Origin of the sequence: Acinetobacter calcoaceticus, from assembly GCF_900520355.1 — a bacterium.
Taxonomy (GTDB): domain Bacteria; phylum Pseudomonadota; class Gammaproteobacteria; order Pseudomonadales; family Moraxellaceae; genus Acinetobacter; species Acinetobacter calcoaceticus_C.
Map to the genome: position 1 here is coordinate 3,436,889 of NZ_LS999521.1, position 13,755 is coordinate 3,450,643.

17 protein-coding genes are annotated in these 13,755 nt (G+C 39.6%); 5 read left to right on the forward strand and 12 right to left on the reverse strand.

What is annotated here, in order from left to right; genetic code table 11:
• Positions 1-71 precede the first annotated feature (71 nt).
• A complete protein-coding gene (msrA, locus tag AC2117_RS16455) occupies positions 72-596 on the forward strand; it encodes a peptide-methionine (S)-S-oxide reductase MsrA (protein ID WP_133975509.1) in 525 nt (174 codons plus the stop codon).
• 57 nt (positions 597-653) lie between these two features.
• Here msrA and AC2117_RS16460 read toward each other — a convergent pair whose 3' ends face one another.
• The 5 genes from AC2117_RS16460 to AC2117_RS16480 form a co-directional block, all read right to left on the reverse strand.
• The gene (locus tag AC2117_RS16460) at positions 654-1,058 is read right to left on the reverse strand and encodes an ExbD/TolR family protein (protein ID WP_003654800.1); all 405 of its coding nucleotides are present in this window, start codon (positions 1,056-1,058) and stop codon (positions 654-656) included.
• Positions 1,058-1,678, reverse strand: coding sequence for a MotA/TolQ/ExbB proton channel family protein (locus AC2117_RS16465; protein WP_042894723.1), 621 nt, complete (start codon positions 1,676-1,678; stop codon positions 1,058-1,060). The genes AC2117_RS16460 and AC2117_RS16465 overlap by 1 nt, the downstream gene beginning before the upstream one ends.
• A gap of 43 nt (positions 1,679-1,721) precedes the next feature.
• Positions 1,722-2,477 (reverse strand): energy transducer TonB, encoded by a 756-nt coding sequence (locus AC2117_RS16470; RefSeq protein ID WP_197730943.1) that lies wholly within the window; start codon positions 2,475-2,477, stop codon positions 1,722-1,724.
• 381 nt (positions 2,478-2,858) lie between these two features.
• Entirely contained in the window at positions 2,859-3,722 is an 864-nt protein-coding gene (gene purU, locus AC2117_RS16475; protein ID WP_133975511.1) for a formyltetrahydrofolate deformylase, read from the reverse strand.
• A gap of 75 nt (positions 3,723-3,797) precedes the next feature.
• Complete coding sequence (locus tag AC2117_RS16480) at positions 3,798-4,490, reverse strand: TetR/AcrR family transcriptional regulator (protein ID WP_042894718.1); 693 nt, start codon at positions 4,488-4,490, stop codon at positions 3,798-3,800.
• Positions 4,491-4,602: 112 nt separating this feature from the next.
• Here AC2117_RS16480 and AC2117_RS16485 point away from each other — a divergent pair, with 112 nt between their 5' ends.
• The 4 genes from AC2117_RS16485 (at position 4,603) to AC2117_RS16500 (ending at position 8,484) form a co-directional block, all read left to right on the forward strand.
• Entirely contained in the window at positions 4,603-6,051 is a 1,449-nt protein-coding gene (locus AC2117_RS16485; RefSeq protein ID WP_042894716.1) for a coniferyl aldehyde dehydrogenase, read from the forward strand.
• Positions 6,052-6,218: 167 nt separating this feature from the next.
• On the forward strand, positions 6,219-6,455 hold the full coding sequence (gene rpmB, locus AC2117_RS16490) for a 50S ribosomal protein L28 (RefSeq protein ID WP_000048256.1): 237 nt from the start codon (positions 6,219-6,221) through the stop codon (positions 6,453-6,455).
• Positions 6,456-6,467: 12 nt separating this feature from the next.
• The gene (rpmG, locus tag AC2117_RS16495) at positions 6,468-6,623 is read left to right on the forward strand and encodes a 50S ribosomal protein L33 (protein WP_003654787.1); all 156 of its coding nucleotides are present in this window, start codon (positions 6,468-6,470) and stop codon (positions 6,621-6,623) included.
• A gap of 151 nt (positions 6,624-6,774) precedes the next feature.
• Complete coding sequence (locus tag AC2117_RS16500) at positions 6,775-8,484, forward strand: cation:proton antiporter (RefSeq protein ID WP_133975513.1); 1,710 nt, start codon at positions 6,775-6,777, stop codon at positions 8,482-8,484.
• 36 nt (positions 8,485-8,520) lie between these two features.
• On the opposite strand, the gene AC2117_RS16505 is transcribed toward AC2117_RS16500, so the two are convergent.
• The 7 genes from AC2117_RS16505 to AC2117_RS16535 form a co-directional block, all read right to left on the reverse strand.
• Positions 8,521-8,799 (reverse strand): hypothetical protein, encoded by a 279-nt coding sequence (locus AC2117_RS16505; RefSeq protein ID WP_002114792.1) that lies wholly within the window; start codon positions 8,797-8,799, stop codon positions 8,521-8,523.
• Positions 8,800-8,911: 112 nt separating this feature from the next.
• On the reverse strand, positions 8,912-9,415 hold the full coding sequence (locus AC2117_RS16510) for a DUF6586 family protein (RefSeq protein ID WP_042894711.1): 504 nt from the start codon (positions 9,413-9,415) through the stop codon (positions 8,912-8,914).
• A gap of 81 nt (positions 9,416-9,496) precedes the next feature.
• Positions 9,497-9,862 (reverse strand): ASCH domain-containing protein, encoded by a 366-nt coding sequence (locus AC2117_RS16515; RefSeq protein WP_133975515.1) that lies wholly within the window; start codon positions 9,860-9,862, stop codon positions 9,497-9,499.
• A 6-nt stretch (positions 9,863-9,868) separates the two neighbouring features.
• Positions 9,869-10,108, reverse strand: coding sequence for an RNA recognition motif domain-containing protein (locus tag AC2117_RS16520; protein WP_003654760.1), 240 nt, complete (start codon positions 10,106-10,108; stop codon positions 9,869-9,871).
• Between the two features lie 74 nt (positions 10,109-10,182).
• A complete protein-coding gene (locus AC2117_RS16525) occupies positions 10,183-12,162 on the reverse strand; it encodes an ATP-dependent helicase (RefSeq protein WP_133975517.1) in 1,980 nt (659 codons plus the stop codon).
• Between the two features lie 115 nt (positions 12,163-12,277).
• Positions 12,278-12,850 (reverse strand): HdeD family acid-resistance protein, encoded by a 573-nt coding sequence (locus tag AC2117_RS16530; protein ID WP_133976417.1) that lies wholly within the window; start codon positions 12,848-12,850, stop codon positions 12,278-12,280.
• A gap of 135 nt (positions 12,851-12,985) precedes the next feature.
• On the reverse strand, positions 12,986-13,744 hold the full coding sequence (locus AC2117_RS16535) for a hypothetical protein (protein WP_133975519.1): 759 nt from the start codon (positions 13,742-13,744) through the stop codon (positions 12,986-12,988).
• Positions 13,745-13,755: the final 11 nt, after the last annotated feature.

The following is a 13,755-nucleotide window of genomic DNA, read 5'->3' on the forward strand; positions in this document are numbered from 1 at the left end:
TATACATGCTTTACTTTGTAATCTAAATATATAAACCCTATTGTAATAGGCAGGAAATAGAGGAAAAAACAATGCAACAGGCATTATTTGGCGGCGGCTGCTTTTGGTGCGTCGAAGCCGTATTTTTACAAATTCGTGGCGTAGAAAAAGTGACAAGTGGCTATGCGGGTGGGCATACAACTGATCCCACTTATGAGCAAGTTTGTCAGGGCGACACTCAGCATGCTGAAGTTATCTTGGTAGATTTTGATGAAGAGCAAGTAACCTACTCCCAGTTACTTGATGTGTTCTTTGCGACTCACGACCCAACGACTTTAAACCGTCAAGGTAATGATATGGGCACTCAATACCGCTCTGTTATTTACTATTTTAATGAAGAGCAAAAGCAAGCAGCAGAACACACGATTCAAACTCTAAAAAATGACGATCTTGATATTGTGACTGAGCTTTCTCCTGTCCCGACGTTCTATCCAGCAGAAGAATACCATCAGAACTACTATGCAAAGAATCCTTCACAAGGTTATTGCAACTTTGCGATTCCACCTAAGTTGCTCAAGCTATATAGTAAATTCCAGCATCTTATGAAAGATCAATAAATTAAAGCAATAAAAAAGCAACCGATGAGGTTGCTTTTTTATTGAGTAAACTAAATTTTAGTTTTCACTTACAAAGGCAATATCGCTCAGTCCGGCTTCACTGGCGCGAGACATTACCTGTGCAACAGTATCGTACTTCGACTCTTTATCAGCGCGAAGTTGAACTGTTGGTTTAACATCACCTTGACCGGCTTCTTGAAAACGTTTTTGAAGCTCATCAAGGCTAATTACTTGAGTATCCCAAGCCACTTCACCATTTGCATTAATACTAATCGTAATAGCTTTTGGTGGTGGATCAATAATTTCAGCAGTTGTTTTAGGAAGCGTTAATGGAATCGATGGGTTGGCAACTGTTGCTGTGACCAAAAAGATGATCATTAACACCAACATAATGTCGATTAGCGGAATGAGGTTCATCTCATTTATGCCACTATCGTGGTCTTCACCCAATTGAAAAGCCATTAAGCTTGACCTCCAACATAACTTTGCTGCGCAGTTTTAACATCAGATTTTACAGTTGAGTCTTGCTGCAACATCGTGTCAATTAACAAGCTGTGCGCTTGATCTTGTAAATCATGAGCAAGACCACGGTTAGCACGTACACAGATGTTGTAAGCCAATACCGCAGGAATCGCAACTGCAAGACCAAGACCCGTCATAATAAGCGCTTCACCTACTGGTGTAGCCACTTGAGCCAATCCTGCCTGTCCGCTCTTACCTACTGCAACAAGTGCATGGAAAATACCCCATACCGTACCAAACAAACCAACGAATGGTGCAATTGAAGCAATTGTTCCTAAAACAGAAATACCTTTTTCAGCATTGACTTTTTCAGCAGAAATTTGACGAAGTAGAGCCTGTTCTGCAACCGCTTTACGCTGTTCAAAAGTCAAAGGTTGTAACTTTGCTTTTAGCGAAGTGATAGCCTGAGAAAGTTGAGCATAAGCTTGTTGCTTTAATTGGCGAGTCCCCATCAAACGTAAGATGAAAACTGTCCAGGTAGCAATCGACATTGCCAATAAGATGAAATACAGGGTTTTACTCACTGCATCTGCATGTTGCCAATAGATTGAAAAGTTCATATTGAACTCCTGATTAAGGTTAGCCGTTGGGACTCAAATTCATTTAAGGGGTTAAATCAAAGGGTTGCTCTGCTTTAATTGGGTAAGCAATCCCATTTTCCATATAAGGTTTAAATTTCGCACCGCGAACAGCACGGACAACTTTGTCATCTAGACTTGAAATACCACTACTTCTGGTCACTCGCACATTAATAATCTTGCCTTTTTCATCGGCTTCAATCAGTACCATGACAGAGCGTGCTTCGCCTTGTAAATCTTTTGAAGAAACTGTTAATCGTGGTGAACGACTCCACTGTACACCCGAACCACCAATTGAAACTCGTTTCGGTGATAGATCAGGAGCAGATTGAGCTTTAGGAGCTTCTTGTACAACTGGCTTTGGTTTCTCAACTACTTTTTCAGTGACTGTCGTCGTCGTTGTCACCACTTTGGTTTCAACTTTAGGTTCTGTCTTTACTGTTTCTTTTGGAGTTTCAGCCTTTTTCACCTGTTGAATCTTTTCCACTTTTTTCGGTGGCGTTACAGGTTTTTCAACAACTTTAACTTCCTTCACTTCTTTCTTAGGTTCCGTTTTTTTTGGCGGTTCCTTTGGCTTAGGAGGTAGTGGTTTTGGTTGCTCTTGAATTTTTACGAAACGTACCTGTAAAGGTTTCTTCTCGATTGGCTTTAATTCAGCAGGCTTAATATGGTTGACTGCCCATAAAACCCCGATATGACCAATTGCAACCGCAATTAGTGCTGTGATGACTTTCTTTTTCATCGGATTGGGAGAATTTAAGGCTGCGGAAGATTGACTCATAAGAATCTAATTACCTAATGGATGATGATTTCCGATTTCTATTTATAGAAACGATTTCAAACATCGGATAGAACAATAAAGTGCCACAATAATAAATGAGAAGTGTTTTCATTTGCAACTATTTTTTGAGAAAATCATCTGCGCTATGTCACCCATTTGTAACTATTGAGTGTCTTTACTTTAGTTTTCTCATAGTTACATCAGTGTTGATCACTTGCTCATCATTCACTTAATCAAATTTGTATTGCTTGAATAATTTCATATTGAACAAAACCAATATTACCACAGACCTATCCAATCACTGATACGTTATATCATTCCAAATGTATTTTGAATATAAAAAAACACGCAAGAAGCGTGCTTTTTTAGAATAAGCGTTATTTAAAAAACAACGGTCTTATTACCATCTACAATAATACGGTCTTCTAAATGCCACTTTACGGCACGAGCCAATACATTACGTTCTACATCTTCACCTAGCTCACGTAATTGCTCAACATTATAGTTATGGCTCACACGCTCAACGTCTTGCTCAATAATTGGGCCTTGATCAAGGTCAGCAGTCACATAGTGAGCTGTCGCACCAATCAACTTCACACCTTTCTCATAAGCTTGCTTATATGGATTTGCACCCACAAATGCTGGCAAGAAAGAATGGTGAATATTGATGATTTTCATTTCCCATTTCGCAACAAAATCTTCATTTAGAATCTGCATGTAACGAGCAAGAACTAATAAATCATTGCCTTGCATCATTTCATCAATTTGCGCATAAGCTTCAGCTTTATTGTCTTTGGTGACTTTAATTACCGTAAATGGAATACCGAAGTTTTCAACAGATTCACGTAAATCTTCATGATTTGAAATGACATGAGTAATTTCACAAGGTAATGAACCACGTGCATGACGCCATAACAACTCAAGCAATGCATGGTCAACTTTAGAAACTAAAATACCAATTTTTTTAACATCGTTTACGAAAGCAAGGCGCCATTGCATGCCATAACGCTCAGCAACGTTCGCAGCAAAAGTTTGAATTAATGCATCTTTACGCGACTGTAAATGATCAAGTTCAAATTCAACACGCATGAAATAACGTCCGCCCTGAGCTTCCGTCGCGTACTGATCAAGCGCGGTAATGTTTGCACCTTGGTGATACAAAAAGCTCGATACCGCTTGTACGATCCCTGGCTTGTCTTCACAAGTAATCAGTAAACGGGCTGTATTGGCAGTGGTCATATTCATTTGGTTAATATCACTTAATTGAGATAAATTTTTTAATAGGCCGAGTATTCTAGCGCCCTAAATAAACAAGTACAACTATTCGTCTTTTAAGGACGATAAGCTGGCAAATAGATCTGAAGGGCCAAGAGATTCAAGCAACTGCTCATAAGTTGCTCGGCTTTCACCCATCAAATAAGGCCCTTCAAGGAAAACCATTTGGCGTAATGCTTGCCAAACCCATTTTTCTTCTAAATGGTTATTGTCACTAATATGACCAGACATATATAAAAAGTTTGTCCAGTTTGTTAATACAATCCAGAGGTTAATAATGAGCGCTTCAATTTCCGATGCCGTCATTTTCATAAGTCCTGCATCTACAAAGGCTTGATAAATCTTTTGTCCCTGTTGCATGACCTGCCCCGCAAAACGCGGATAAATCTTTTTAAAGTCTTCGTTACTTTCAACTAAATGATAAACATCACGATGAATAAAACGGTAGCTCCATAACTGGCCACTGAGCACTTGAAAATAGTTGATTTTATCATTGGTCGTTAATGGTCTATCGTCAGGTAAAGAAAGTACTTCCAACGTCTCGGCCTGATATAGATACATTAATTCCTTAATGATTTCATGCTTGTTCCGAAAATGATAATACAAGTTCCCGGGACTGATACCTAACTCCGCAGCAATATGATTGGTTGTAACCGACCGTTCACCTCGCTCGTTAAAAAGCTGCAAACTGATTTGTAAAATCCGGTCTTTTGTCTTCAGAGCTTTAGGTTGAGACATTTTAATAACCTTTAATAATTCAAATGGTTAAGACTTAAACACATAAACTGACTTGACTATTTAGAGTATTTACTCTAAAAAATAAACATATCAATATATTTGGTAAGTACCGATGAACAGTCAAACAAAAACAAATCCAGAGACTCAGCTTCCTTATGATGTTAAGCATTTACATGATTTGCTTGAACAACAAAAGCTTGCTTATTTACGTCATCCGGTACCCACTGCTAAAGAGCGTATTGATCGTTTAGCTCGTCTTAAAAGAGTCTTGGTAAAATATCAAGATCAGATTGCCGACGCAATTAACCTTGATTATGGCAATCGTGCAGTTATGGAAACAAAAATTGGTGAGTTACTCACCAGTTTGGAACAAATCAAATATTATAGTAAACATCTGACAGCGTGGATGAAACCTTCAAAACGCCATATCAGTGTATTACATCAACCCGCAAAAGGTTGGGTACAATATCAACCTATGGGTGTAATTGGTATTATTACACCATGGAATTATCCATTGCTGCTCTCAGTTGGGCCATTAATTTGTGCGCTGGCAGCGGGCAACCATGCAATGATCAAAATTTCTAGTGCCTCTCCAAACTTTGGACGAGTTCTTGAAAGTGCATTAGCAGAGGCATTCCCACAAGAACTAGTTGCTGTGGTGAATGGTGGTGGTGTTATTTCAGATGCTTTTAGTCATTTGCCTTTTGATAAAATGATTTTCACAGGCTCAACTTCTGTTGGTAAAACAGTCATGGCAGCCGCAGCTCAAAATCTAGTTCCTGTTATTCTTGAATTAGGCGGAAAATCTCCTGCACTTGTGCATGCATCAATGGATATGAAAGATGTGGCCCAACGTATTGCTGTAGGGAAATTATGGAATGCAGGACAAACTTGTGTTGCACCTGACCATATTTTCTTACCGCGCGGAAAAACTGCTGAGTTCATCGAAAACTTTAAATTGATTGTGGCTGGTATGTATCCACACTTCCGCAATAATCAAGATTACACTTCTATTATTAATGACAAGCAATACAACCGTATTCAGGGCTACCTTGAAAATGCCCGCGATCAAGGTGCTCGTATTGTTGAAATTAACCCACAAAATGAAATTTTAGATGATGTCCGTAAAATTGCGCCGACTTTAGTTACAGGCGTAACAACTGCAATGGACATTATGCAAAATGAAATTTTTGGTCCTATCCTGCCAATTTTAGAATATGACCAGCTAGAAGAAGTCGTCGAATTCATTAATAGTCGTCCACGTCCTCTAGCGATGTATTATTTCGACTATGATCAGGCGCGTGCTGATTATGTTGCACAGCACACCCACTCAGGACATTTCGGAATCAACATGGTTATTACCCATGTGGCTCAGGATGATTTACCGTTTGGAGGAATTGGGGCATCAGGTATGGGTAAATATCACGGACCAGAGGGCTTTTTTAGCCTTTCTCATGAACGTTCGGTAATGTCAAATCCAAAACTTTATAGCCTTAAATACATTCTTCCACCGTTCAATAAGCCCATTCATCGTTTCATTTCGAAAACCTTGTTGCGCTAACTGATCAAGGCATGATCTGTTATACTAAATCATGCCTCGTTTTTACCAATTCCGCTTGTCTTTTAATCGTATTTTTGGTATAAAACGCCCCTTGAATGAATTCATCCGTTTACATTTAGTATGACTGGCCACAGATTTGCTGTTGGCTGAATCAATGGAGTTACACCATGTCTAAGGTTTGCCAAGTTACCGGCAAGCGTCCAGTCGTTGGTAACAACGTCTCACACGCCAACAACAAAACCAAGCGCCGGTTCGAGCCGAACCTGCACCACCACCGTTTCTGGTTAGAAAGCGAAAAACGTTTTGTACGTCTTCGTTTAACCACTAAAGGTATGCGTATTATTGACAAATTGGGTATCGAAAAGGTTGTTGCAGACCTTCGTGCTCAAGGTCAAAAGATCTAAGGAGTCTGAACAATGCGTGATAAGATTCGTCTCGTTTCTACAGCTGGTACAGGTTATTTCTATACCACGACTAAAAACAAACGTACTATGCCGGAAAAAATGGAAATCAAAAAATTTGATCCAAAAATCCGTCAACACGTGATTTTCAAAGAAGCTAAAATCAAATAATTTTAGCCTCGCAAAAAAACGACTTCACAATGAAGTCGTTTTTTTTTGCATTTTTTTTATACGTAACTTTTTTTTGTTAAACTTTCCATATATTTCGCCTTGGCATTTTTTATGCTTGTCTTTAGCCTAACTCACGTAAAAGGAGTTTTTAGTGCCGCATGACGTAGATTTAATTATTTTACTTGCTGTTGGTTTCGGCGTTGCCCTCATTTTTGGCTATATTGCAGCCCGATTAAGACTTCCCCCTCTTATCGGCTATTTAATTGCCGGAATTATTATTAGCCCGAATACCCCGGGTATAGAAGCAGATATTCATCTTGCGAACCAACTTGCAGAACTCGGTGTCATGTTTCTGATGTTTGGTGTAGGAATGCACTTTTCATTAAATGACCTATTGCTTGTTCGCCGTATTGCCCTACCAGGCGCGATTTTACAAATTGCGGTCGCTACCCTGTTGGGAGTTGGCGTATCCATGCTATGGGGATGGAGCTTTGGCTCTGCACTCGTTTTTGGCTTAAGTCTGTCGTGTGCGAGTACGGTCGTATTATTAAAAGCTTTAGGGGACAGAGGCCTTTTAGATTCAGTCAACGGCAAAATTGCTGTGGGGTGGCTGCTGGTCGAAGATCTAGTGATGGTACTGGTTTTAGTCCTACTTCCAGCCACCGCTGTTTTATTAGGTGGCAAAGCCCCTGAAGGTGCTGATAGCAACATCTGGTTAACGCTTGGGATAACTTTATTAAAAGTAATTGGCTTCATTGCCTTTATGCTTATTGTGGGTAAACGTGTTGTTCCTATCATCATGCAGTTTGTTGCGCGTTTAGGTTCAAGAGAGTTATTTACCCTCACTGTTGTTGCAGCTGCTGTTTCAATCGCCTACGGATCTTATGCCATTTTTGGGGTTTCCATGGCACTAGGCGCATTCTTTGCTGGGATGGTTGTTAAAGAATCGGACTTTAGTCATCGTGCAGAAGAGGAAACGCTTCCACTACGTGAAATTTTCTCAATTCTGTTTTTTGTTTCTGTGGGAATGCTGTTTGACCCAAATATTCTTGTAGAACGTCCACTACATATTTTGGCTGTTATCGCAATTATCATGGTGGGGAAAACACTTGCGGCAATGGCTTTGGTTTTATTCTTTCGTTATCCCATCAATACAGCCCTTACAGTGGGGGCGAGTTTGGCCCAAATTGGTGAGTTCTCGTTTATTTTAGCAACTCTCGGTGTCTCATTAGGTTTATTAACTTTAGAAGCACAAAATCTGATTCTGGCAGGTGCTTTATTTTCAATTACGCTCAACTCTTTTATATTCTCAGCCATTGAACCTGTACAACGCTGGATTCGAGAGCGCTCTCACTTAGCCCGACTTCTTGAACGTAGTGGCGACCCATTAGCAATGTTACCCGATGAAGTTGATCAAGCTTACTTACGCGATCAGGTCGTTATTGTCGGATATGGTGGTGTTGGACGACGTATTACTGAAAATTTAATTAATGAAAATATTAAAGTCGTTATTGCCGAAGAGAATCGTGAAATCGTAGAAAAGCTACGTCATTCGAACATTGCTGCTGTGAGTGGTGTGGCAACTGAACCAAGTGTTTTAATTCAAGCACACATTATGCATGCAAGACTCTTGGTGATCTCACCTATGGATATTTTGGACATTCACCGTATTGTGGCTATTGCCAAGCAATTAAACCCTCAAATTCAGGTGTTAATTTGCGCGGAAAGTAAAGAAGAAGCTGCGGTGATCAGAGATGAAAATATTGGTGAAGTGTTCTATGCCAAAGAGGAAATGGCAAAGAATATGAGCCATCATATATTAAATCAGATCGAGCTTGCCCATCAGTCAACTATTCATTAACCCAATAAAAAAAGCGTACTCAAGAGTACGCTTTTTTTAACTCAAGAATTTAGGCTGTTCGTCTAATACCTCAGCCTGCCACTCGTTTACCTGCTTTTCAAGCAGCCCAAACAATGCAGCCTGAATCATATGCTGAGCAACAACTGGAGTTTGCTCACCCAAGATTGCTTTTACTTCATCGCTAAATTGAATTTTAACCAAGGGTTCATTCTCAGAACCTGCATTACGCAAGGCGAGTTCGCCACCTTCGAGTTGGACTAATTCCAAAACGGCTTCTTGATTCCCAAATAACTCTTTCAATTGCTGTATAGACATATACTTCCTCCATGTTTCAACATGGTGGCAAAGCACCCTTGCACTTTGCATCTCTTGTCTTATTTATATAGGCACACCTGGAGTAAATTTCAAGCACTCAGGCAGTTTAATTTTAGAACTCGACCATTTCATTACGAAAACCATCAATTAAATGACTTAATTCGCGATGCCATTCACGCAAAATCTTAACATCTGGTAACCAAGATTGTGGACCTTGAGTGACTTTAATAATCAGGTTAGAAGATGTTTCTTCTTCAGGGGTCGGCTCTTTAGGTTCTGGCGCATATTGGCACATACGATAAGCTCGTTTTAATTCAGCAACGAAGCCATCTTTTGCCAATTGTTGCAAAACGGACACTTCAGGAGAAACTTGCCCTTTTGCCGCCATATGTTCCTCAATAGATTTTAAGGTAGGTTGCAAATCATTTAAACGGTAATAACGTACCAATTCTTGTAAGAAAGCTAACATTGCGCCATGTAAGTGGAATACAGCTGCTTCACGATAAGCTTGTATCTGTTGCACATGATCGGTCTGTTCTGCCTGTTGACACGCTAAGCGCGCAAAATAGAGCTTCTGATTGGTACGATCGGCATGATAACGAGCAACACGTGACATAACTAAACTTTCCTGTTCTAAAATCGCTATTGCAACAGCTATTCTTTAGCTTAACGACTCCATTAATAAAATCAACGTTATTTATGGTAAATCCAGCTCAACCTGATAAATTTTACGTTTAGCTAAAGTTTTTAATGGCTGCCTTATAGGACGGACATTACTTAGAACCCAAGCAAAATACCCTTCGTCCCAAGCAGTTGCACACACAGACTCAATTTCATTATTTCGCCAAGCATGAATAGAGTCGACATCAACCAAAGCGACAGCAATTCCCTCTTCTTCATCAGTATCTTTGACCAGATAATTCTGATTTTCGACAATTAATAGATCTTTCACTGGTAACTGTGCAAGCGCCCATGAACGCACTTCAAGTGTTTTTATACCTTCAGCTATGCGAATACCATTTGGCGCGACAATCGAAAGAGCTAAAAACTGTCTTTTCGCAATAAAGACTTACTCTTCCGCTGCTTTAACGCGAATTCCATTGCCTTTAACTTTAAGCAAGTTTAAGCCTTTAATTGCCTTAATTGCTTCACGTGGGTTAGGCATTTCAACAAAACCAAAACCTTTCGATTTACCTGTGTCTTTATCAGTAACAAGAACACACGTTTCAACTTTACCAAATGCTTTGAATAACTCTAAAATTTCAGTTTCACTCACAGCACGATCTAAATTACGAACTAATATCTTCATTTTCTAACCTTAATTGGCAATAAAAGGGAGCAGCCAATATATATTTAAGTAATCACAGTGTCTTATACAGTAGTTTAATCCAGATCGATACCAAAACCTAAATTTACTGTAGGTGAACGGTTCCATTGCTTTTTGGCAAACGGCTGAGGTACTTGCCTATGAATCTTTGCCTGAACCAAATGTGTTGGAAGGTTATTTAGGAAATAACTTTCGATTTTACGGCCTTGCTCGTCATAATTGTCTTCTGACCATGTATTGAGGTTTTGCTTGGTCAAAATTAATTCATTTTCTGCACGTGTTAATGCAACATACAATACGCGGCGCTCTTCCTCGACATCGTCAAAATCGCCCTGTGCTCTTGCATAAGGATATTGATTTGGCGATACATGAGGTACATAACAGACTTTCTGCTCCGCACCTTTAGCTGAATGAATCGTAATTAAAGTGACTAAATCCTGATCAGCTGCTTTTTCAATTTCAGAAACTGAAATAGGTTCAAGCACATATTCTTCAAGAAATTCGCCCAAAGATGCATGTTTGCGTGCAAGTTGTTTGACCAAATCAAAGTCTTTTAACCGACGTGACCAATCTTTAGTTTTATAATTTTGTTCTAGCTGTTCACCTAAAGCATCAAGTGCTAAGCCAATACTTGCTTCAACATGCTGCTGTAATACATCTAGCTGTTTTAAAATTAAAATCGCTTGTAAGGGAACTTTTCCATGGCGCTCTAGACGCTTGCAGCGCTCCTCAACATCAGTAATTCCCATTAGCTCTTGAGCGAGCTTACTCGCTCCAACATCGCCAATACCGTCCCACAAGGTTAAAAAACGCATCCAAGCTAAATCATCGTGAGGGTTACTCACAATCCTTAGTAGGCTAAGCACATCCTTCACATGTGCCGACTCAAGAAGTTTTACACCACCAATAAAACGATAAGGAATTTCAGCAGCAATAAAAGCCCCTTCCAAATAACGAGCGCTATAACCAGAACGGACTAAAACCATATGGTCATACCAGCCCGCACCTTGCTGATGCCGTGTAATTAAGTCTTGCGCAATCCAATTCGCCTCTTCGAACTCGTTACCAAACAAATGTAGCTGTGGCTTTTGGCCTTGACCACGATGTGCTTGTAACTGTTTTTGATAATCAATTGGGCTATTTGCTAATAACCAGTTTGATAAATCTAAAATTTCTTGAGTCGAGCGGTAATTTAAATCCAGTGTATGAATGACTGCGTCAGGTATCCGCTCTTTAAAAGAATGGATATTTTCAAAGTCTGCACCACGAAAGCCATAAATTGACTGCGCATCATCACCAACACAAAACAGCTTCACTTTACCAATTAACGGCTGCAATAAAGCCCATTGCAAAGGGTTGGTATCTTGCATTTCATCAACCAGCAGTGCCTGACAAAAACCTGCAACCCAGTTGGTGAGTGCTTCCGAGTTTTGTAAATGTACAGCCACAATCGACAAGATATCGTCGTAATCTAAAAAATTACGTTCTCTTTTTCGCTGCTCATAGGTTTTCATCAAATCTGCGATTTGAGTTTTATGCTCATATGCATCTGGAAGCTGTTTGATTAATGCTTCCGAAAGCTTTGTTTGAGTATTTCGAGCATAAGAATATAAATCACACAGCTCTGCGGCTTTAGGCAAAACATTATCTTTATCTTTGCCTCTTAATAAACGAAACATGAGCAACTGATCATCGCGATCAATAATACTAAATTGATTTAACCCAAAAGCTTGTGGGTTACGGCGTAGTAAATACATACAAAAAGTATGAAAAGTTGAAGCTCGCAAACCTTTTGCTTGTGCTCCTACATGTTGCTCTACTCTTGCAACAATCTCACTCGCAGCACGTCGCGTAAAAGTTAAAATCTGAATTTGATTTGCTGGTAAGCCTTGATCAATTAAATAGGCTGCACGCGCAACAATCGTTTTAGTCTTGCCACAACCAGCACCCGCCAAAACTAAACAGTTCTGTGCGGAGGTAGTCGCTGCTTTTTTTTGCTGAGCATTTAGTTCATTAATTAATTTTGCAAGACTCATAACACATATCGCTAACACACCAAGGCATAGTTTAGCAGACCCAGAACAGAGATGGACCTTAGGCTTTTAAAAACAAAAAGAGCACTTAAAGTGCTCTTTGATTCGATATTGTTTTTTAAGATACTGTTTTTGAACTGGATGGAAGATGTTTGATAGCAGAAGCTAGACCAAGGAAATTAATTCCCTGAAATAAGATATCAACAGCAAGGAACATTCCCAGCACCCAAAAAGGTGAATCTTTAGAAACTAAAATTAAAATACCTGTAAATAGGGTGAGCAATCCTGAAAACAGGGTCCAGCCCCATCCGGTAATCGGCTTAAGTAAAATTGCATTTATAGTACGTATAGCCCCAGCAATAATCAGCGCTATCGATAATAGGCTTGTCAGCACCACTGCTGTGGTGACTGGGGTGGAAAATGCATAGTAACCAGCCATTAAATAGAGCACACCAAAAATTGCCCATAACCATCGGCTTGCACCTTTAAAAACACTCATAGCCGCGACGAGATGTAACACACCTCCGACCATCATGAGTATTCCAAATAAAAAAACGACAGAAAAAGTCGCAAATGGCAATGAACTAAATAAAATCAGACCAAAACCAATAAGCACAAAACCTAATATCAAATACCATTTACGGTCAGCATGTAACTGATTACGTACCAAATCATTACCTACAGTTTTCATCATGGCTACTCTTATTATCAGGTATTAGAATTTCATCTACCCAACAATAGTGATGTACTTCACACTTTTTGTCTGTATAAAATCTGCATCGTTTCTTAACAATTGATGTGGATAAAGCAGTATTTATCCACAGTTTTATTTCACCCAGCCAATTTCTCGGGCAGTAGGTAAACCTATGATCGTTTCTTGTAAATTATTGGGCATTTTACTACTCTGCTCAGATAAGGCAGTGCGACCTCCCATAATTTCAGCTTGAGTTTGCGGATAAAGAGGAATTTTTTCTGGTTGAGCATAGCCTAGAGGATAAACCGGCTGTCCTGTTTTTAAATCATATTTGTCCTGTGCTCCAAAGCCATGTAATAACTCATGAACAATCACGACCTGATTTTGTAAAGCTTGTGTTTTGGTCGCAAATAAATTAACACTACCAATACGACCTTTTTCTAAAGCAGTCGAATGGATCAAGACTTTCTGATAATTTGGATCATAATAATTTAAGTAAAGTTTGAGTGAGGCTCCACTATCCTCGGGTTGTTGTTGTCGCCATGCATAAAAACGAAACTTTAGGCTCCACCACATAACATGCAAGATATTGGCATTTTGAGGAACCTCAGGTGGTCGTTGCTGCAACTGTTGTCCTAAGCGAATTTCAAAGTTCCCTGATTGCCCGCGATAATGCTGTGCCCACTCATTTAAATAGTTTCTGATTGCCCAAAAATTTTCGTTTTTTAACTGATGAATATAGCTCTGTGTTGATTGTAAACCATCAGCATTCACTGGATGTAAAACGACTACAACTGTCTGATTCCAGTCTTGATTTTGATCTCGCCATGCCTGAACTGCCACAATCATTAAAATAATGAATAAGCATAAGACTCGAATGTTTTTCCACATTCTTGTTCCCC